We start from the raw sequence: 20,768 nt of genomic DNA on the forward strand, positions 1-20,768 counted from the left end.
CCGCGACAGCGGCCCGAGCCTATACGGCGAGGCGGGCGGCGACTCCGTCGCCGAGACCACCGGCACCATCCCGCTGCTCCGCGCGGACCTGCCGCAGAGCCAGGACGAGGCAGCGGAGGAGACGGAGCAGGAGTCCGGCGGCGCGCGGGGGGGCAAGGTCGCGAACCTGCTCAACTCCAGCGCCATCATGGCCGCCGGCACCCTGGTCTCGCGCGGCACCGGCTTCCTGCGCACGATGGTCATCGCTGCCGCCATCGGCATCAAGACGATTGGCGACGACTACAGCGTCGCCAACACTCTGCCGACCATGATCTACATCCTCGTAGGTGGTGGAGCGCTCAACGCGGTCTTCGTTCCGCAGCTGGTGCGGAGCATGAAGAACGACGACGACGAAGGCGAGGCCTACGCCAACCGATTGCTGACCCTGGTTGTCGTCGGCTTGGGGGTCGTCGTGCTTGCGGCGGTGCTCGCCGCACCGCTGCTGGTGCGTGCCGTATCCGACACAGCGATGTCCTCACCCGCGTCGGCCGACATGACCGTCGCCTTCGCCCGCTATTGCCTGCCCACGATCTTCTTCATGGGCCTGCACGTAGTCATGGGTCAGATCCTGAACGCGCGCGGGAAGTTCGGCCCGATGATGTGGACCCCTGTCCTCAACAACATCGTCGTCATCTTCACGTTCTCACTCTTCATCTGGGCGTACGGTCCGTGGTCCGCCACACAGATGTCGCCGGAGACCCTGCCCTCGGCCGGAGTCCGGCTGCTCGGAGCCGGGACCCTGCTGGGGCTGGTCGTGCAGTCGCTGGCGATGTTCCCCTATCTGCGCCACTCCGGCCTGCGCTTCCGGCCGCGCTTCGACTGGCGCGGCCACGGCCTCGGCCACGCCGCGAAGCTGGCCAAGTGGACGTTCCTGTTCGTACTCGCCAACCAGGCCGGCTTCCTGGTCGTCACCCAGCTCGCCACCTCCGCCGGTCTTGCATCGGGCGACGCCGGCAAGGGTCTGGCGGCCTACCAGAACGCGCTGCTGATCTGGCAGCTGCCGCAGGCCGTCATCACCGTGTCCATCATGAGCGCGGTGCTGCCCCGGATCTCCCGAGCCGCCGCCGAGGAGGACGGGGTCTCGGTGCGCGACGACCTCTCCTACGGTCTGCGCACCTCGGCCGTGGCGATCGTGCCGGGCGCCTTCGCGTTCCTCGCCCTCGGCCCCGCCATCGGCGCGACCATCTACGGCAACGTCTCGGTCGGCTACATGGTCTCCGCGTTCGCGCTGGGCCTGATCCCGTTCTCCGCCCAGTACGTGCTGCTCCGCGGCTTCTACGCCTACGAGGACACCCGCACGCCCTTCTACAACACCGTCTGGGTGGCCGTGACCCAGGCGCTGCTCTCCGCCGCCTGCTACCTGGTGCTGCCCGCCAAGTGGGCCGTCACCGGCATGGCGTTCGTCTACGGCGCCGCCTACGTCGTCGGCCTGATGGTCGCGGTGCCGCGCCTGCGCCGCCGCATCGGCGACCTGGACGGAGCCCGTATCAAGCGCACCTACGCCAAGCTGATCGGCGCCAACGTGCTGCCGGCCGTGGCCGGGGCGGCGATCAGCCTCGCGGTGCTGCAGACGCTCGGCGAGGGCCGCACCGGCGGCATCGCCGCCGTGGTCGTCGGCGGTCTGGTGCAGCTGGGCCTGTTCCTGGTCGTGGCCAAGCGGATGCGCGTCGAGGAGCTCAACTCGCTTCTCGCCATGGTCCGCGCGAAAATCGGACGCTAGAGGGCGCCGGATTCCCACCGCGATTGTTAGCGGGTCCGGGCAACCATCGGGGGCCTCCGAGGGTCGTAGGAGGCACGGCGAGTTGGCACAATTGATCGTGGGCCGGGCTCGTATCGAACGCGGTCCCGCGGCGGGATCGACGGCAGTGCGGTTCGGGGAGGCAGGACAACGGTGGCTGAGCGCAGCGAGACGGCCGTGGGAACGACCACGGGCCGCCCTCGGGCGGACGTAGGGCGAACGGAGCAGACATCGGAGGCGACCTCCAGGATGTCCGCCGAGGCCCTCGCCGCGGAGCTGACCGCGGAGCCGGAAGCCCCGGCCGACGCAGGAGCAACTGCCGCCGCCCCGGCCCCGGCTGACACCCCGGAAGCAGCCCCCGAAGCCGTCCAGGACGGCGAGCCCCGGGCGGATCGCGCGCACTCGGGCGACGCGCGCGAGCAGCGCGCGCAGTCGGCCGATGCGCAGCCCGCTGACGCGCAGCCCGCCGATGCGCGCGAGGACGGCGCGCGCGGGAACGCGCACGGCGACGACGCGCAGCCCGCCGACGCGCAACCCGCTGACGAGACCGAGCCGGAGAAGACCGCGTCCAAGAAGTCTGCGCCCGAGAAGACCGTGTCCGAGGAGACCGAGCCCGAGGAGACGGCGGCCGAGGAGGCGTCAGTCCCCGCGCCCGTGCGGCACAGCGGGGACCGGATCGCCCGGCGCTACCGGCTCGAGGAGTGCACCACCAGCAACGACGTCTTCAGCTCCTGGCGGGCCGTCGACGAGAAGCTGCGCCGCGCCGTCGGCATCCACCTGATCGCCGCCACGCACCCGCGTGCCAAGAGCGTGCTGGCCGCCGCCCGGCAGGCGGCCCTGCTGGGCGACCCGCGCTTCGTACAGGTGCTGGACGCCGTCGAGGACGGCGACATCGTCTATGTCGTCCGCGAGTGGCTGCCGGACGCGACGGGCCTGGACATGCTGCTGCTGACGGAGCCGCTGGAGGCCTACGAGGCGTACCAGCTGGTCCGTCAGCTCGCCGACGCGCTCACCGCCGCACACCGGCGCGGCCTCGCGCACCTGCGGCTCACCCCGGCCTGCGTGCTGCGCACCGACAGCGGCCAGTACCGCATCGACGGCATGGCGGTGAACGCCGCGCTGCGCGGGATCGAGGCCGAGGACAAGGCGGACGCCGCGCAGCGCGACACGCGCGCGATCGGTGCGCTGCTCTTCGCCGGGCTCACCCGCCGCTGGCCCTACCCCGAGGGCGCGCACGGGCTGCAGGGCCTTCCGCGCGACCTCGGCACCGTGCCGGCGGAGCGGGTCAAGGCGGGCGTGCACCGGGGACTGTCGGACCTGACCGCGCGCACCCTGTGCTCGCCGCCCGGCGGCAAGCTGACCCCGGTCACGACGCCGGAGGAGCTCGCCAAGGCCGTCACCGAGCTGCCCAAGGTGCGCCAGCCCGAGCCCGAGCCGCTGGTGCTGCCGACGTACCCGACCACCGTCCGGGACACCGCCCGCCGGCCGGGCCCGTCCGTGTCCGCGCCCGCAGCGAGGACGGCGGCCCAGCCGCACCGGCCGCAGACCCCGCCCGTGCCGCAGCCGGCCCTGCCGGGCCGCTCGGGCAAGGCGCTCAAGTGGGCGGTCTCCCTGGTCGTGCTCGGCGCCATCGCGCTCGGCAGCTGGGGCACGGCGGAGGCGCTGATGACGCACGACAACAGCGGCAGCACCAACACCCAGCTGAGCCAGGGCGGTCAGGGGCAGGGCCACGGGGGCAGCGGCGGACAGCAGTCCGGTCAGGACAACGCGGGGCGCCAGCTGAAGATCCTGCCGATCTCCTCGGACTCGGAGTTCTCGCCGCTCGACGCGCCGATGAAGCCCGAGGACGCGCCGCTGGCGATCGACGGCAAGCCCGGAACCTCCTGGATCACCAAGTACTTCCTCGGCTATCCGAACTTCGGTAACTACTCGTCCCGCAAGGACGGCAGCGGCATCATCGTCGATCTGGGCAGTGTCCAGAGCGTCTCCGAGGTCAAGGTGACCCTCCCGGTCGGGGGGCAGACCCAGGAGATCCTGGCCGCTCCCGCCGACGCCTCGAGCGCACCGACGGACCTGAGCGGGTTCACCCAGCGGATCAGCAACAGCGCCCTGCTGCCGGGCACCGCCCTGGACAGCGGCGTGCTGGCCAAGCCGGTGCGCACGCGCTACGTCCTGATCCACATCACCTCCCTTCCCAGCGACCCGTCCTCGGGCGGCTACCGTGGCGGTATCTCAGAGATCCAGGTCCTGGGCTGACGCGGACACCTCCGAGATGGCAGGCTTGACCTCGAATTCCACGCGGACCAGCCGTGAGATCGAGGGGGGTGGAGGGTCAGGTGACCGATCCGGTCGAGGACGCAGAGCTGCTGCGTCGCCATGTGGAGGGCGATCCTGACGCCTTCGGCGAGCTGGTCCGCCGGCATCGGGACCGCCTCTGGGCCATCGCCCTGCGCACCCTCGGCGACCGCGAGGAGGCCGCAGACGCCCTCCAGGACGCGTTCGTCTCGGCCTTCCGGGCCGCCCACACTTTCCAGGGCCGCTCGGCCGTCACGACCTGGCTGCACCGGATCGTCGTCAACGCCTGCCTGGACCGCGCCCGCCGCAGCTCCACCCGCCGTACCCGGCTCGTCGAGGACGAGACGGTGCTGGAGACCGCCGCCGGCCACGACGAGGGCGCGGACGTCTCCGCCGAGCGCGGCGAGCTGCGTCGCGAGCTGGCCACGGCACTGGCGACCCTGCCCGGTGAGCAGCGGGCCGCCCTGGTGCTGGTCGACATGGAGGGCTACTCCGTGGCGGAGGCCGCGGCGGTGCTCGACGTCCCGGCCGGCACGATCAAGAGCCGCTGCGCACGGGCACGGGCCAAGCTCCTACCGCACCTGAGCCATCTGCGCGTGGACGGCCGCTCCGACGCGGCCGGTTCGAGCAGGTCCGGGTCAACCGCGGCCGGGTCAGGCAATGCCGGATCAAGATCATCAAGTGTCACACGTGAAGCAGTTGACGATCTTGGTCGACCACCCGAGGGGAACCCAACAGCCGCCTCGCACGTCCCATCGCCGGAGAGGGCCGAGACCGCACGAGCCGCAGGAGGTGAGCTGAAGGCATGAGCGACTCCACGCTGCACCCGGCTCACCCCGACGCCGACCTCCTCGCCGAGCACGCCGAGGAGCTGCTCACCCCTGAGCAGAGCGCCGACCTGACCGCCCACCTCGCCTCGTGCGAAGAGTGCCGCGAGACCTACGACGCGCTCGTGGAGCTGACCGCGCTGCTGGGTGCCGAGCCCGCGCCGGGCCCGATGCCCGACGACGTGGCCGCCCGCATCGACGCCGCGCTGGCGGCGGAGCGCGCGGCCGACGCACCCGACGCCGTCGTCGCCCAGGACGCCGTCCACAGCGGCGCCCACAGCGCCGCCCCGGACGCCCCGGACGCCCCGCAGGCCCCGGACGGCGAGAGCAGCGAGAGCAGCGAGGAGGACGGCGAGGCCGACGCCGACCGCGTCCGCTCGCAGCGGCGACCCGGCGGGCAGCGCCCCGAGGACAACCGACCCAGGAACCGCTCGACCCGCTCGATCCGGATCCGGCGCGTGCTGGCCACTCTCGCGCTCTTCGTCGCGGCCGGCGGCATCGGGCTCGCCGTCTCCCGCGGCGGCGATCTGGACAGTGGCAGCAGCAGCACGAGCGCGGCCGGCGGCTCCTCGGCCACCGCACCCAGCCCGAAGGCCCTCGCCGGATCCGCCTACGACTTCACCCAGACGAACCTCACGAGCGAGGTGCAGCGCCTGGCGAGCGACTCCGCCCGCCTCCACGCCGCCGGCCACGCCGCGGGCACCGCCCCTTCCGGCTCCGCCCCGGCCACGTCGTTCTCGACCGCCGGGACACCGTCCGGCACGCCGTCCGCGAACACCTCTCCGGCAGGGGTCGGCGCCCTGGTGACACCGAACGGCGGCGCCGAGAGCGGCGCGACGAGCCCGGCCCAGCCGGCCCAGCCCACCGCGCCGGCCTGCGTCCTGGCCGCCACCAAGCAGACCCAGCCTCCGGCGGTGCAGGGTCTCGGGCAGTACCTCGACGTCCAGGTCTTCGCCCTGCTCTACCCGGACTCGGCCGACCCGGCGCACACCTGGGACGTCTACCTCGTGCAGAACTCCTGCTCCGCGCCGCTGGTCATGCTGCACCAGTCGGTGCCGCGCGGCTGACGCCCCCGGCCGACGTCCCCGACGTCCATCGCCGGGTGCCGGGCTCCCGAGCCCTCCGGGAATGCGAGACACTAGGAAGCCGTTGAGCGGGGTGGAAGCCCCGACCGGCGACGGCAGCCCGGCGCGAAGCATTCAGGAGATTCAGTGAGCGACGTCCGCAACGTGATCATCATCGGCTCAGGCCCGGCCGGGTACACGGCCGCCCTGTACACCGCGCGTGCCTCGTTGAAGCCCCTGGTCTTCGAGGGCTCCGTCTCCTCCGGCGGCGCGCTGATGAACACCACCGAGGTCGAGAACTTCCCCGGCTTCCGTGACGGCATCATGGGCCCCGAGCTCATGGACAACATGCGCAGCCAGGCCGAGCGGTTCGGCGCCGAGCTGGTCCCGGACGACATCGTCTCGGTCGACCTGAGCGGCGACATCAAGCTGGTGACCGACACCGAGGGCACCGTGCACAAGGCGAAGGCCGTCATCGTCGCCACCGGCTCGCAGCACCGCAAGCTCGGCCTGGAGCACGAGGACGAGCTGTCCGGCCGCGGCGTCTCCTGGTGCGCGACCTGCGACGGCTTCTTCTTCCGCAACCAGGACATCGCCGTGGTCGGCGGTGGCGACACCGCGATGGAGGAGGCCACCTTCCTCTCCCGCTTCGCCAACTCGGTCACCGTGGTCCACCGCCGCGAGGAGCTGCGCGCCAGCAAGACCATGCAGGAGCGGGCCTTCAACGACCCGAAGATCTCCTTCGCGTGGAACAGCGAGGTCGCCGACCTGCACAGCGAGAGCGGCAAGCTGAGCTCGGTCACCCTCAGGGACACCCGGACCGGCGAGACCCGCGAGCTGGCCGTCACCGGCCTGTTCATCGCGGTCGGCCACGACCCGCGCACGGAGCTGTTCAAGGGCCAGCTGGAGCTGGACGACGAGGGCTACCTGCGCGTGGACGCCCCGTCCACCCGCACCAACGTCGCAGGCGTCTTCGGCGCGGGCGACGTCGTCGACCACACCTACCGCCAGGCCATCACCGCCGCCGGCACCGGTTGCTCCGCCGCCCTCGACGCCGAGCGCTTCCTGGCCGCCCAGGCCCACGCCGAGGCCGAGGTCGAGACCGCAGCCGTCTGACCGTCCGACCGGTGCTACCGGTTTGCCCGGCACGACTGGTCCGACCGGCACGACAGCCGTCAAGAGCCACCCCGCCACCCCGCACCACCAACCCGAGGAGATCCCGTGGCCGGCGCCACCATCACCGTCACTGACGCAACCTTCGAGGCCGAGGTCCTCAAGAGCGAGAAGCCCGTCCTGGTCGACTTCTGGGCCACCTGGTGCGGCCCGTGCCGCCAGGTCGCGCCGATCCTGGAGGAGCTCGCGACCGAGTACGCCGACAAGCTCACCATCGCCAAGATCGACATCGACGCGAACCCGGACACCCCGGCCAAGTACGGCGTTCTCTCGATCCCGACCATGAACGTCTACCAGAACGGCGAGGTCGTGAAGACCATCGTCGGCGCCAAGCCGAAGAGCGCCCTGCTGCGCGATCTGGCCGCCTTCATCGGCTGATCGGGTCATCGCACGCGCTGATCCTCCCCTCGGGCCCCTGGTTTCATCGGAAACCAGGGGCCCGAAGCGTACGATCTTGACTATGTCCCAGCAGCGCCTGCCCCACGTGTACTCCTGGAAGCTCGGGGACACCGGCCCCGCCGTCGCCGAGATCCGCTTCAAGCTCACCCTGCTCGGGCTGCTGCCCGAGCCCCCCTCCGTACGACCGGGCCGTCACATCCCCTCCGCCGAGGCCCTGTTCGACCCGGCGGTCGACGCCGCCGTGCGCCACTTCCAGCAGCAGCGCGGCCTCACCGCTGACGGCATCGTCGGACCGGAGACCTACCGCCACCTCAACGAGGCCCGCTGGCGCCTCGGCGACCGGGTGCTCAGCTACATCCCCAGCAGCATGCAGGTCGGCGACGACGTCGCGGGGCTCCAGCAGCGCCTGCTCGACATGGGCTTCACCCCCGGCCGGGTGGACGGCATCTACGGCCCCGCCACCGCGCAGGCCGTCGGCGAGTTCCAACGGAACATGGGCCTCTACCCGGACTGCACCCTCGGCCCCACCACCTACGTGGTGCTGGAGCGCCTCTCGCGGACCGTCGTCGGCGGGGCCCCTCATGTGATGCGCGAGACGGAGATGCTCCGGCACTCCGGCCCGGCGCTCTCCGGCAAGGTGGTCGTGATCGACCCGGGCCACGGCGGCCGCGACCTCGGCGTGCACGCGGGCGGCATCACCGAGGCCGAGCTCGTCTGGGATGTCACCAGCCGCCTGGAGGGCCGCCTGACGGCGCTGGGCGTGCGCACCTACCTGACCCGCACCGCCGACACCGCTCCCGACGAGGCGGAGCGGATCCGCTTCGCCAACCGCACCGGCGCCGACCTGATGATCTCGCTCCACCTGGAGGGCCACGCCAACCCCTCCGTCGGCGGCGTCGCCAGCTACTACTACGGCGACGACAGCCGCGGCCGCTGGTCCCACACCGGCAAGCAGTTCGCCGGGCTCGCCCAGCGCGAGCTCGTCGCCCGCTGCGGTCTCGGGGACCTGCGCAGCCACGCCCGCACCTGGACCATCCTGCGTGCGACGACGATGCCCTGTGTCCGTCTGGAGCTCGGCTATCTCACCCACCCCGACGACGCGGCACGGCTGCACTCCGCAGAGATCCGCGCCCAGGCGGTCGAAGCGATCTCGGTGGCCGTTCAGCGCCTCTACCTCCCGCCGGAGGACGACGCCCCGACGGGTGTGCTGCGGCTTCCGCTGACGCACGCCTGAAGATCGTCAGCTGCTTCACGTGAAGCATTTAATGATCTTGAAGTGCTTCACAGCGGCCGCAGCGACGGTTCCTTCTGCACGGCGCCCAGCAGCCGCTCCAGGGCGACCTCCATCTCGCCCTTCCACGACAGTGCCGACCGCACCTCCAGCCGCAGTCGCGGATAGCGGTGGTGCGGACGGACCGTCTTGAAGCCGACCGCCAGCAGATGGTCGGCCGGCAGCACGCAGTGCGCGTCCTCCGCCTTCGCGTCGCCGAACGCCTCGATGGCCTTGAAGCCACGCCGCACCAGATCCTTGGCCACCGTCTGCACCAAGGTCCGCCCGATGCCCTGCCCCTGATAACCCGGCAGCACCCGAGACGTCATCAACTGCACGGCGTCCGGCGAGATCGGGCTCGTCGGGAAGGCCAGCGAGCGCGGCACATAGGCGGGCGGCGCGTACAGCACGAAGCCCACAGGGACGTCGTCGACATAGGCGATACGACCGCACGAGCCCCACTCCAGCAGCACCGCGGAGATCCAGGACTCCTTCTCCAACTCCGGCCGCCCGTCCTTGATGGCGGCCTCCCCGCTGACCGGATCCAGCTCCCAGAACACGCAGGCTCTGCAGGGCAGCGGGAGATCGGCGAGCGAGTCCAGTGTCAGCGGTACCAACCGGCGTCCCATGACTCCACGATAAGCGCCCACGCGCGAGGACACGCGGACCCCGCCCCGGGACATGGAAAAGCCCCCGCGTTCGCCAACGCGGGGGCCTCGCCGGATACGACCTCGGACTCAGTCCTCGATCGGCTCGGCCTCGCCGCCGTCACCGACCAGACCCTGACGCAGCCGCTCGCCCTCGCCCGGGGCGAAGGAGCCGAGGATGCGGTCCAGGTCCTCGACCGACGCGAACTCCACGACGATCTTCCCGCGGTCCTTGCCCATCTCGACCTTGACCCGGGTGTCGAAGCGGTCCGACAGCCGGTTGGCCAGAGTGGCGAAGGCCGGCGAGATCCGACGACCCGCCCGGGGCGTCGGGGCCTTCCGGGCCTTGCCGTCGTGCGAGAGCAGGGTCGCGATCTCCTCCAGGTTGCGGACCGAGAGGCCCTCCGGGGAGATCCGCGCCGCCAGCTTCTCGCGCTGCTCCTCGTCCTCCACGCCGAGCAGCACACGGGCGTGCCCGGCGGAGAACTCCCCGGAGGCCAGCCGACGCTGCATGAACGGGGAGAGCTTCAGCAGCCGCACCGTGTTGCTGACGTGCCCACGGGAGCGGCCGATCCGGTCGGCCAGCTCGCCCTGGGAGCAGGAGAAGTCATACATCAGCTGCTCGTAGGCGGCCGCTTCTTCAAGCGGGTTCAGCTGGGCGCGGTGCAGGTTCTCCAGCAGAGCGTCGAGAAGCATCTTCTCGTCGTCCGTGGCGCGGACGATCGCCGGGATCGCGTCGAGCCCGGCCTCCTGGCTCGCGCGCCAACGGCGCTCGCCCATGATGAGCTCGTAGCGCTCCGGGCCGACCTGGCGGACCACGATCGGCTGGAGCAGGCCGACCTCCTTGATGGAGGTCACCAACTCGGCCAGGGCCTCGGGGTCGAACACCTCACGGGGCTGACGCGGGTTCGGCGTGATCGACTGGAGCGGCAGCTCGGCGAAGTACGCGCCCTCGACGGGCTTCAGGTCCGACTGCGCCAGCGGGGCGTCCTCGACCGCCGCGGACGGCAGCGAGGCGACACCGCCCGCACCGTTGAGACCGGCGATCTTGACGGCCGCGATGCCGCGCTCGGGGTTGGCCACACCCGCCGCGGCGGTGCCGGGAGCGCCCTGTGGACCGACCGGCGAGGCGGCGGCCGGGATCAGCGCCCCCAGACCACGACCAAGACCCCTACGACGCTCGCTCACCGGTTCCCCTCCATCGTGCTGTGCTGCTGGTCCATGTGCTGCTCGAGGCCGTGGGGCCGCTGGGCGTAGACGCCCGACGCCCCGCCGGAGGCGTAGCTGACCTCGGCCGCGGCATCCGCCTCCGCTCCGCGGAGCGCGATCTCCCGTGCGGCCTCCAGGTAGGAGAGCGCACCGCTGGAGCCCGGGTCGTAGGTCAGCACCGTCTGCCCGTAGCTGGGCGCCTCGGAGACCCGGACCGAACGCGGGATGCTGGTGCGCAGCACCTCGGTGGTGAAGTGGTTGCGCACCTCCTCGGCGACCTGGGAGGCGAGCCGGGTGCGCGCATCGTACATGGTGAGCAGGATCGTGGAGACGTGCAGCGCGGGGTTCAGGTGGGCACGGACCAGGTCGACGTTGCGCAGCAGCTGTCCCAGGCCCTCGAGCGCGTAGTACTCGCACTGGATCGGGATCAGCACCTCGCGCCCGGCGACCATCGCGTTGACCGTCAGCAGACCCAGCGAGGGCGGGCAGTCGATGAGGATGTAGTCCAGCGGCTGCTCGTAGGCGGCGATGGCGCGCTGCAGCCGGCTCTCACGGGCGACGAGCGAGACGAGCTCGATCTCCGCGCCGGCCAGGTCGATGGTGGCGGGGCAGCAGAAGAGGCCCTCCACGTCGATCACCGGCTGCACCACGTCGGCCAGCGGCTTGCCCTCGACCAGCACGTCGTAGATGGAGGGCACCTCGGCGTGGTGGTCGATGCCCAGCGCGGTGGAGGCGTTGCCCTGTGGGTCGAGGTCGATGACCAGGACGCGGGCCCCGTGCAGCGCGAGCGAGGCGGCCAGGTTGACCGTGGTGGTGGTCTTGCCGACGCCGCCCTTCTGGTTGGCGACCACGATCACGCGGGTCTGCGCGGGACGCGGCAGAGGGTCCCCGACCCGCGCCATCGCGGTGACGGCGGCCTGCGCGGCGCGCGCGATCGGGGTGTCGTCGGCGAGCGGCGGAGTGTCGGAGTCCTGCATGTCGGTCAGTGTTTCATGCGCCGGTACCGGTTGGACAACGGGCGCGACCCCGCCGTGGTCCGGCACGGGCAGCCGCGGGCCCGGCACGGGCTCGGCGACGGCAGGAAGATCGGCAACGGGACGTTCGACAGACATGGGTCCGCCCCCCTCACTCTCCGGGCTGTCCTCAGCATTTTCGCGCAGTCTGCGGGGCAGGGGAGGGAGTTGGGAACGATCGAGATCCCCGGTCCCGACATCTTCACTCGAATGACGGGCCGGGCGGGTGCGGAGAGCGGCCTCACGGCTTCGGCTGAGGATGCCGGAGAGCAAGGAGCGATGTTTCACGAGCACCACGATGCCCTTTTTAGGGCAAATCTGACGGTCCGACACTCCGGCGCGTCGGACCCCCCCGAAAAACCAAGATCGCTAACTGTCACACGTGAAACAGTTAGCGATCTTGAAAAATCCCGGTCCGACGTTCACTGCCGGTTCCGCCGCGCCCGGGACGCGCGGGCCGCCTTGGCACGACGCGCCGCGGCCTTCACGCCGCCCGGACTCTCGCCCGCCACCACCCGCACCACGTGCGTCGGCGTCGAGACGACCGCCGCCCCGACCGTCTCCACCGACCACTCCTGCGCGCCCAGCTTCTGGAGCGCGGCCCGGTGCTCGGCCACCTCCTGCTCCGCGGAGTCGCCCTTGAGCGCCAGCATCTGACCGTAGGGGCGCAGCAACGGGAGACCCCAGCCGGCCAGACGGTCCAGCGGCGCGACCGCCCGCGCGGTCACCACATCCACCTGGAGCTTGCCGACCATCTCCTCGGCGCGGCCACGCACCACCGTCACGTTCTCCAGCCGCAGCTCCCGGACGACCTCCTCCAGGAAGTTCGTCCGCCGCAGCAGCGGCTCCAGCAGGGTGATCTCCACGTCCGGACGTGCCAGCGCCACCGGGATGCCCGGCAGGCCAGCCCCCGAGCCCACGTCGCACAGCGACAGCGGAGAAGGCCTCTCCGGCAGCGCCTCGCCCAGCACCGCGCAGTTGAGGATGTGCCGCTCCCACAGACGCGGCACCTCACGCGGACCGATCAGCCCGCGCTTGACGCCCGCGTCCGCGAGCAGCTGCGCGTAGCGCTCGGCCAGCGGCAGCCGGTCGCCGAAGAGCCGCGCGGCGACAGCCGGGGTCTCCCCGAGCTCCGTCGAAAACTCCTCCGGCTGGTCCTCGACCACGCCGCACCACTCCCTCACGTTCGCACTGATCGCACTCGTCGCACTCGTCGCACTCGTCACAGCTGCCATACCTGGAACGGCCCCGCCCGTGGACACGCAACACGCGTACCGCGGACGGGGCCGGACGATTCTGCTCAGCCCGCTCAGGCGGGCAGGACGACCACCCGGCGCTGGGGCTCCTCGCCCTCCGACTCGCTGCGCAGCCCGGCCGCCGCCACCGCGTCGTGGACCACCTTGCGCTCGAACGGCGTCATCGGCTTCAGGCGCACCGGCTCGCCGGTCTCCTTGACGTCCTTGGCCGCCTGGGCGCCCAGCTCGGCCAGCTCGGCCCGCTTGCCCGCACGGAACCCGGCAATGTCCAGCATCAACCGGCTGCGCTCCCCGGTCTCCCGGTGCACGGCCAGACGGGTCAGCTCCTGCAGGGCCTCCAGCACCTCGCCGTCGTGCCCGACCAGGCGCTGCAGCGAGCGGGCCGCGCCCGGCCCCTCACCGACGATCGAGACCGAGGCGCGGTCGCCCTCGACGTCCATGTCGATGTCGCCGTCCAGGTCGGCGATGTCGAGAAGCGCCTCCAGGTAGTCGGCCGCGATCTCGCCCTCCTGCTCCAGGTTGGCCAGCAGCTCGCTCTTGGACGTGCCCTCGGGGGCCACGGTGCCGTCCGTCACAGGATCGACTCCTTCGGTGAATCAGATGGAGACAGATGGAGGGTGGAGCTCAGGACTTCTTCTTGGGCGACTGGCCGCCGCCCTGCCGGTTGCCACCACCGGTGGTGGCCCGGCCGCGAGCCGGGGCGGTCTTGGTACCGCCGCCCTGCTTGGCGCCGCCGCCCTGCTGGCCCTTGGGGCCCTGCTGGCCGCCGCCCGAGGCGCGCTGCGCCTTGGTCTGCCGCTTCGGCTGCTGGCGCACCGGCGCCGCCTCCGGCTCGGCGTCCTCGACCGCCGTGTCCGCGCCGCTCTTGACCAGCGCGGAGATCCCGCCCTTGATCTCGGTGCCGTCCGCGTTGAGCTTGCCGGCCGCCTTCAGGCGCGCCTGGCGCTCCTTCCAGGCCACCGAACCCGGGGTCGGGTTGTTGCGGATGATCACCAGCTGCTGGCCGAGGGTCCAGATGTTGGTGGTGAACATGTAGATCAGGACACCGATCGGCATGGCCGGGCCGGTGAAGACGTAGATCAGCGGCAGGAAGTACATCATCATCTTCTGCTGCTGCATGTACGGCGTCTTGACCGTGAGGTCGACGTTCTTCGTCATGATCTGCCGCGTGGTCATGAACTGCGTGACACACATCAGCAGGATGAAGATCGCGGTGACGATCCGGACGCTCGTGATGTGGGTCGAGTAGAACGTCCCGGAGATCGGGGCGCCGAAGATGTGCGCGTTGCGCGCGCTCTCGACCTGGGTCACCGTGAGCACGCCGACCTGGTGGCCCTGGGAGATCAGACGGAGCACACCGTAGAGGGCGCCACCGATCGGGATCTGGATGAGCATCGGGAGGCAGCTCGAGGCAGGGTTGGTGCCGGCCTCCCGATAGAGCTTCATCATCTCTTCGGACTGGCGCTGCCGGTCATTCTTGTACTTCTCCTGGATGACCTTCATCTTCGGCTGCAGAGCCTGCATCGTCCGCATGGACTTGATCTGCTTGGTGAAGATCGGGATCATCGCCGCGCGGACGACGAGCACCAGGAGCACGATCGAGAGGCCCCAGGCCCAGCCGCTGTTCGGATCGAACACCTGGCTGAACATGCCGTGGAAGGCACTGATGATCGCGGAGACCACGTAATACAGCGGACTCAGGATCGTGTCGTAGAAATGCACCGGTCAGACTCCTTGGGCATTGGTCGAGGGCACCGGCTTGCGAAGACGCCGGTACCAGACCGGGTGCTTTCGTTCCGGGACGTAATCGAAGCCGCCGGGGCTCCAGGGGTTGCACCGCAGGATTCGCCAGGCGGTGAGTACGGTGCCCTTGATCGCACCGTGGACCTTGATGGCCTCGAAGCCGTAGCGCGAGCAGGACGGGTGGTAGCGACACACCGGTCCCAGCATGGGGCTGATGGTCCACTGGTAGAGCTTGATCAGCCCCAACAGCGGGTACTTGCCTGCGAAGAGGCCGACCAAGCCGACCACCACCCACAGCAGGTACGTCACTGCCCTGCTCCCGTCGGCGATGAGGCGCTCAGTTTGCGCAGCGCGGAGTCCAGATCGCGTGCCAGGTCCACGTACTGCGCCTCGGCGGCCGAGGGCAGCGCGCGCACCACTATCAGGCTACCTGCGGGCAGGTGGCCGATTCGCTCGGCCACCAGATGGCGCAGCCTCCGCTTGACGCGGTTGCGGACCACCGCCACACCGACGGCCTTACTGACAACAAAACCCGCACGCGCCGGGAGAAAGCTCCCCCCGGCGCTATGCGGGTTTGCAGGCTCCGCGGTCGCGCCCCCCTGGTACAGGTGCACGACGAGCAGCGGACGGCCGACTCTCCGGCCCCGCCGCACCGCGGTCGCGAAGTCCTCGCGCCGCCTCAGCCGAGATTCGGAGGGCAGCACGACCTGACAACCTCTGCTTCAGGTGGCAGGTCAGGCGGACAGACGGGCGCGGCCCTTTTCGCGGCGCGCCGCGAGGATGGCACGACCGGCACGCGTACGCATCCGCAGGCGGAAGCCGTGGGTCTTCGCGCGACGGCGGTTGTTCGGCTGGAAGGTGCGCTTGCTCACGGGAGAACTCCAGGTCAATCGAAGGGGCGGCCGGACCGTCGCTTGGCCGTCACCGTGCGTCCGCGCGATCCCCATAACCCGTTCGATACGGTGATCCACGACGCCCAGAGCTGCGCGCCTCTTTGCGGAGACTCCGCGGGCATGCGGCAGCGGCCATCGACAACTCGACCTCGTTACGGTACGCGGAACGGCACCGACGGGTCAAACCAGCTCCTCGCCGGGACCTCGTGGACGGCCTGGCGGCCGCCTGCGCAGGCGGCCGCGACACGTTTCCCACACCCTGTGGACAACAACTTGAACGAGGGCGCTTCGGCCGCCTACCGTTGACAGACTTTTCCATGGAACTCCTGCCCCCAGTGAAGGCGTGCACCAGTGGCTGACCCAACAAACGATCTCGCTTCCGCGTGGACGCGAGTCGTCGAGCGACTGGCGAACGACCCGGCGGTCGAGTCCATGGACAAGAAGTGGCTCCAGCGGACCCATCCCATGGGGATGATGGCCCACACCGCGCTGCTCGCCGCCCCCAACGAGTACGCCAAGGGCGTGCTGGAGGGCCGGCTGGTCCAGCAGATCACCGAGCTGCTCGGGCTGGAGTTCCAGCGGCAGGTGCTGATCGCCGTCGTCGTCGACGCCAGCGCCGGCAGCCTCGCCCCCGCCCCCCAGCCGGGGCCGCCCGCCCATCAGCAGCCGGCCCCGCAGCAGCCCAGCTACCAGCCGGGGCCCCAGCACGCACCTGCGGCCCAGCCCCCGCACGCGGCCGCCCAGCACGGCTACGGCTACGCCCAGCCCTACCCCTCCGCCGAGCCCTACCCGCCGGCCGAGCCCTACGGCGCGGGCGAGCCCTACCCCGCCGGCCCCGCGCCCCAACCTGAGGCCGCCCCGCAGCAGCCCACCTCGCAGCAGCCCGCCTACCGCGACGAGTGGGCCGTGCCGCAGCTGCCCGTCCAGTTGCCGCCGCCCGGACAGCAGGAGCCCGGCGAGCGCCACGCGCCCGCCGCGCTGCCCGCCCTCCAGGACTCCGCCTCAACCGAGCCCGCGCCGCAGGGCGAGCACGCGCCCGCGGTCCCGGCCACGCCGCCGCTGCCGCGCCCCGGCACCGGCTCCAGCGGCAGCAGCCCGCTGCCGCCCGGCGGCGGCAAGGACGAACCGGCCGCCCGACTGAACCCCAAGTACCTCTTCGACACCTTCGTCATCGGCTCCAGCAACCGCTTCGCCCACGCGGCCGCGGTCGCCGTGGCCGAGAGCCCGGCCAAGGCCTACAACCCGCTCTTCATCTACGGGGAGTCCGGGCTCGGCAAGACGCACCTGCTGCACGCAATCGGCCACTACGCCCGCAGCCTCTACCCCGGCACCCGGGTGCGGTACGTGAGCTCCGAGGAGTTCACCAACGAGTTCATCAACTCGATCCGCGACGACAAGGGCGACGGCTTCCGGCAGCGCTACCGGGACATGGACATCCTGCTGGTCGACGACATCCAGTTCCTGCAGAACAAGGAGTCGACGCAGGAGGAGTTCTTCCACACCTTCAACACCCTGCACAACGCCAACAAGCAGATCGTGATCTCCTCCGACCGGCCGCCCAAGCAGCTGGTCACCCTGGAGGACCGGCTGCGCAACCGGTTCGAGTGGGGCCTGACCACCGACGTCCAGCCGCCCGAGCTGGAGACCCGCATCGCGATCCTGCGCAAGAAGGCCATCCAGGAGCAGCTGAACGCGCCGGCCGAGGTGCTGGAGTTCATCGCCTCCAAGATCTCGCGCAACATCCGCGAGCTGGAGGGCGCGCTGATCCGGGTCACCGCCTTCGCCAGCCTCAACCGGGCCCCGGTGGACCTGCAGCTGGCCGAGATCGTGCTGAAGGACCTGGTGCCGGGCGGCGAGGACGACGGCCCGGAGATCACCGTCGGCGTCATCATGCAGCAGACCGCCGCCTACTTCGGCCTCAGCGTGGACGACCTGTGCGGTTCCTCGCGCAGCCGGGTGCTGGTGACGGCACGCCAGATCGCCATGTACCTGTGCCGGGAGCTGACGGACCTGTCGCTGCCGAAGATCGGCGCAGCCTTCGGCGGCCGCGACCACACCACCGTCATGCACGCCGACCGGAAGATCCGCACGATGATGGCGGAGCGCCGGGCCATCTACAACCAGGTGACCGAGCTGACCAACCGCATCAAGAGCTGACGCGCGAGCGGACCGACGTGTGGAGGGGCGCCCCCGGCGGGGGCGCCCCTCCGGCGTTTGCCCACAGTTGCGGGGGGATGGCCTGTCCACATGCTGGGGAGAACCGAGTTATCCAGAACCCGTCCACAGGGGCTTCGGCTCTGGAAGGATCGTCCCAGCTCAGGTGCCTGTGGAACTGTGGGAAGACGTTTTCCACACCCTGTGGAGAACGTGGGGCCCGTCAACCCGGCGCCATAGTTATCCACGCACTGTCCCCAGGGAGGGGCGGGTTATCCCCAGAACCCGGGCACTTCTCCACAAGAATGTCCACAGAACGGCAACACGGAAGGCCTTTTCACCGGCCCGAGCGAATTGGGTCACGTGATGTTGCCACAGGGGCTGTGGGAAACCGGGGGAAAACCTGGGGACGGAGTGGTGGACAACCTGGGGACAACCCAACCCGCCTGTGCACAAGGGGTGCTGCGTCCACAGGGCGCCTGGTTTTTCCACCGCGGGCGTCCCCAGGCGATGTGGACAAAAAATGGCCCCCGACCAGCGGAGGAAGGGGTTATCCACTGTTTCCACAAGGCCTACTACTACTACCCACTAGATATAGCTCGGCCTTGATCCAAAAGCAGGGTGGGCTCAGATCTGTGGAGAACGTGACCGGGACACGCGTTCGATGCCTCTTCGGAGCCTTCTGCCTCGGCTGTCCGTGGTATGCGTCAGACTGTTCCTCGGCAACCAGGAGCGTGCCCCTTCCCGTGGGCCTCCATGCGTGCCTCAGATGAACACCTAGCTGAACACCAAGCGACATCCACCCAGGAGGCGGTTACCGGTGAAGTTCCGGGTCGAGCGTGACGTCCTCGCGGAGGCGGTGGCCTGGGCCGCGCGCAGCCTCCCGGCCAGGCCCCCGGTGCCCGTTCTCGCGGGTCTGCTGCTGACGGCCGAGAGCGACGGCGCAGAGGGCCGTCTCAGCCTCTCCGGCTTCGACTACGAGGTCTCCGCGCGCGTGGCGACCGAGGCGGACGTGGAGGAGGCGGGTACGGTCCTGGTCTCCGGTCGCCTGCTGGCCGACATCTCGCGCGCGCTTCCCAACAGGCCTGTGGAGATCTCCACCGACGGCGTGCGGGTGCTCGTCGTCTGCGGCAGCTCGCGGTTCACACTCCCCACACTCCCTGTGGACGAGTACCCGGCCCTGCCGCAGATGCCCACCGCCTCCGGCGTGGTCCCGGGCGACGCGTTCGCCGCGGCCGTGGCCCAGGTGGCCGTCGCCGCCGGCCGTGACGACACGCTCCCGGTGCTGACCGGCGTGCGCGTGGAGATCGAGGACGACCGGGTCACCCTGGCCGCGACGGACCGCTACCGCTTCGCCGTCCGCGAGCTGCTGTGGAAGCCCGAGCAGCCCGGCCTGTCGGCCGTGGCCCTGGTTCCGGCGAAGACCCTGCTCGACACGGCGAAGTCGCTCAGCGCGGGCGACAACGTCTCCATCGCGCTGGCCGGCAGCGGCAAGGGCGAGGGCCTGATCGGCTTCGAGGGCGCGGGGCGTCGCACGACCACGCGGCTGCTGGAGGGCGAGTTCCCGAAGTTCCGGGCCCTGTTCCCGACGGAGTTCTCCGCGATCGGCACGGTGCCCACCCAGGCCTTCGTCGACGCCGTCAAGCGCGTCTCCCTGGTCGCCGAGCGGAACACCCCGGTGCGGCTGAGCTTCGAGCAGGGCGTGGTGACGCTGGAGGCCGGTTCCGGCGACGACGCACAGGCTGTGGAGCGGATCGACGCGGACCTCGAGGGCGACGACATCTCGATCGCCTTCAACCCGGCCTACCTGCTGGACGGCCTGTCGGCCATCGACTCCCCGGTGGCCCAGCTGAGCTTCACGACGGCGACCAAGCCGGCGCTGCTGAGCGGCAAGGCTTCGCAGGAGACCGAGGCGGACGAGTCGTACAAGTACCTGATCATGCCGGTGCGCCTTTCGGGCTGACCGTCACCCGTAGGGGCGCGCGGCTCCGCACGAGCAACCACCCGCGTGCGGATGGCCCTGTCACCGGGGGCCGTCTGTTCGCGGGTGGCTTGTCGCCCTGTTCCCCGCGCCCCTGACGGGCCCTGCGGGGATAGGCTCGTGCATTGGTGCGGCAACGGGGCCGCGGACAGTCGAAACGGAACGAAGGACTGATCATGCAGCTCGGACTCATCGGTCTCGGCAAGATGGGCGGCAACATGCGCGAGCGCATCCGCCGCGCGGGCCACACCGTCGTCGGCTACGACCGCGACCCCGCCCTGTCCGATGTCGCGAGCCTCAAGGAGCTGGTGGGTTCCCTCGCCGCGCCGCGCGTGGTGTGGGTGATGGTCCCGGCCGGCGGCCCGACGCAGTCGACCGTGGACGAGCTGGCCGAGCTGCTGGAGCCGGGCGACGTCGTGGTGGACGGCGGCAACTCGCGCTGGACGGACGACGAGAAGCACGCCGCGGAGCTGGCCACCAAGGGCATCGGCTTCGTCGACTGCGGTGTCTCCGGCGGTGTCTGGGGTCTGCAGAACGGCTACGCCCTGATGTACGGCGGCTCGGACGCCGACATCGCCAAGGTGCAGCCGATCTTCGAGGCGCTCAAGCCCGAGGGCGACTTCGGCTCCGTGCACGCCGGCAAGGTCGGTGCGGGCCACTTCGCCAAGATGGTCCACAACGGCATCGAGTACGCCATGATGCAGGCCTACGCCGAGGGCTGGGAGCTGCTGGAGGCCGTGGACAGCGTCGAGAACGTCCGCGAGATCTTCCGCTCCTGGAAGGAGGGCACGGTCATCCGCTCCTGGCTGCTGGACCTGGCTGTGGACGCCCTCGACAAGGACGAGCACCTGGGCAAGCTGAAGGGCTACGCCGCGGACTCGGGCGAGGGCCGGTGGACGGTGGAGGCGGCGATCGACAACGCGGTGCCGCTGCCGGCGATCACCGCGTCGCTGTTCGCCCGCTTCGCCTCGCGGCAGGACGACTCGCCGCAGATGAAGATGATCGCCGCGCTGCGCAACGAGTTCGGCGGCCACGCGGTCGAGTCCAAGTAACGCGGTTTCCACCGG

General features: G+C 70.6%; 19 protein-coding genes. 10 read left to right on the top strand and 9 right to left on the bottom strand.

The features are described from left to right. The 7 genes from murJ to TR50_RS06755 form a co-directional block, all read left to right on the top strand. Positions 1–1,759: murein biosynthesis integral membrane protein MurJ (gene murJ, locus TR50_RS06725; protein WP_052440801.1), on the top strand; the 1,759-nt coding region annotated here is incomplete at its 5' end. Positions 1,760–2,026: 267 nt separating this feature from the next. Next, positions 2,027–4,033 carry a protein kinase family protein gene (locus TR50_RS06730; protein ID WP_052440802.1) on the top strand — a complete coding sequence of 669 codons (2,007 nt, stop codon included), beginning with the start codon at positions 2,027–2,029 and terminating at the stop codon, positions 4,031–4,033. Between the two features lie 80 nt (positions 4,034–4,113). Then, entirely contained in the window at positions 4,114–4,881 is a 768-nt protein-coding gene (gene sigM / locus TR50_RS06735; protein WP_236654299.1) for an RNA polymerase sigma factor SigM, read from the top strand. Then, positions 4,878–5,966 (top strand): anti-sigma factor family protein, encoded by a 1,089-nt coding sequence (locus tag TR50_RS46560; RefSeq protein ID WP_042415881.1) that lies wholly within the window; start codon positions 4,878–4,880, stop codon positions 5,964–5,966. Before sigM ends, TR50_RS46560 begins: the two co-directional genes overlap by 4 nt. A gap of 144 nt (positions 5,967–6,110) precedes the next feature. Then, a complete protein-coding gene (trxB, locus tag TR50_RS06745; protein WP_042415883.1) occupies positions 6,111–7,079 on the top strand; it encodes a thioredoxin-disulfide reductase in 969 nt (322 codons plus the stop codon). A gap of 105 nt (positions 7,080–7,184) precedes the next feature. Beyond that, positions 7,185–7,514, top strand: coding sequence for a thioredoxin (trxA, locus tag TR50_RS06750; RefSeq protein WP_042415885.1), 330 nt, complete (start codon positions 7,185–7,187; stop codon positions 7,512–7,514). 82 nt (positions 7,515–7,596) lie between these two features. Beyond that, a complete protein-coding gene (locus TR50_RS06755; protein ID WP_042415889.1) occupies positions 7,597–8,769 on the top strand; it encodes an N-acetylmuramoyl-L-alanine amidase in 1,173 nt (390 codons plus the stop codon). A gap of 47 nt (positions 8,770–8,816) precedes the next feature. Here the strand turns inward: TR50_RS06755 and TR50_RS06760 are convergent, their stop codons facing one another. The 9 genes from TR50_RS06760 to rpmH all read right to left on the bottom strand — a co-directional run bounded on the left by TR50_RS06760 (position 8,817) and on the right by rpmH (position 15,545). Next, positions 8,817–9,434 (bottom strand): GNAT family N-acetyltransferase, encoded by a 618-nt coding sequence (locus TR50_RS06760; RefSeq protein WP_042384625.1) that lies wholly within the window; start codon positions 9,432–9,434, stop codon positions 8,817–8,819. Positions 9,435–9,542: 108 nt separating this feature from the next. Next, on the bottom strand, positions 9,543–10,640 hold the full coding sequence (locus tag TR50_RS06765; protein WP_042415893.1) for a ParB/RepB/Spo0J family partition protein: 1,098 nt from the start codon (positions 10,638–10,640) through the stop codon (positions 9,543–9,545). Further along, positions 10,637–11,638 carry a ParA family protein gene (locus TR50_RS06770; protein WP_304941198.1) on the bottom strand — a complete coding sequence of 334 codons (1,002 nt, stop codon included), beginning with the start codon at positions 11,636–11,638 and terminating at the stop codon, positions 10,637–10,639. Before TR50_RS06770 ends, TR50_RS06765 begins: the two co-directional genes overlap by 4 nt. 458 nt (positions 11,639–12,096) lie before the next feature. Further along, entirely contained in the window at positions 12,097–12,840 is a 744-nt protein-coding gene (gene rsmG, locus TR50_RS06775) for a 16S rRNA (guanine(527)-N(7))-methyltransferase RsmG (RefSeq protein ID WP_042415896.1), read from the bottom strand. 143 nt (positions 12,841–12,983) lie between these two features. Further along, positions 12,984–13,505, bottom strand: coding sequence for a Jag family protein (locus tag TR50_RS06780; protein ID WP_042415899.1), 522 nt, complete (start codon positions 13,503–13,505; stop codon positions 12,984–12,986). A 49-nt stretch (positions 13,506–13,554) separates the two neighbouring features. Further along, complete coding sequence (gene yidC, locus TR50_RS06785; RefSeq protein ID WP_042415902.1) at positions 13,555–14,652, bottom strand: membrane protein insertase YidC; 1,098 nt, start codon at positions 14,650–14,652, stop codon at positions 13,555–13,557. A gap of 3 nt (positions 14,653–14,655) precedes the next feature. Next, positions 14,656–14,952 carry a membrane protein insertion efficiency factor YidD gene (gene yidD, locus TR50_RS06790; RefSeq protein ID WP_084699872.1) on the bottom strand — a complete coding sequence of 99 codons (297 nt, stop codon included), beginning with the start codon at positions 14,950–14,952 and terminating at the stop codon, positions 14,656–14,658. 26 nt (positions 14,953–14,978) lie between these two features. Beyond that, complete coding sequence (gene rnpA / locus TR50_RS06795) at positions 14,979–15,377, bottom strand: ribonuclease P protein component (RefSeq protein ID WP_042415906.1); 399 nt, start codon at positions 15,375–15,377, stop codon at positions 14,979–14,981. Between the two features lie 30 nt (positions 15,378–15,407). Beyond that, positions 15,408–15,545 (bottom strand): 50S ribosomal protein L34, encoded by a 138-nt coding sequence (gene rpmH / locus TR50_RS06800; protein WP_034089364.1) that lies wholly within the window; start codon positions 15,543–15,545, stop codon positions 15,408–15,410. Between the two features lie 372 nt (positions 15,546–15,917). Here rpmH and dnaA point away from each other — a divergent pair, with 372 nt between their 5' ends. From dnaA to gnd, 3 genes are all read left to right on the top strand, one after another. After that, complete coding sequence (gene dnaA, locus TR50_RS06805; protein WP_084699828.1) at positions 15,918–17,723, top strand: chromosomal replication initiator protein DnaA; 1,806 nt, start codon at positions 15,918–15,920, stop codon at positions 17,721–17,723. Positions 17,724–18,540: 817 nt separating this feature from the next. Next, positions 18,541–19,683: a DNA polymerase III subunit beta gene (dnaN, locus tag TR50_RS06810; protein ID WP_042415912.1), complete on the top strand. Its 1,143-nt coding sequence runs from the start codon at positions 18,541–18,543 to the stop codon at positions 19,681–19,683. A 194-nt stretch (positions 19,684–19,877) separates the two neighbouring features. Beyond that, the gene (gnd, locus tag TR50_RS06815; protein WP_042415916.1) at positions 19,878–20,753 is read left to right on the top strand and encodes a phosphogluconate dehydrogenase (NAD(+)-dependent, decarboxylating); all 876 of its coding nucleotides are present in this window, start codon (positions 19,878–19,880) and stop codon (positions 20,751–20,753) included. The last annotated feature ends 15 nt before the right edge of the window (positions 20,754–20,768 follow it).

Origin of the sequence: Streptacidiphilus anmyonensis (assembly GCF_000787855.1) — a bacterium.
Classification (GTDB): Bacteria; Actinomycetota; Actinomycetes; order Streptomycetales; family Streptomycetaceae; genus Streptacidiphilus; species Streptacidiphilus anmyonensis.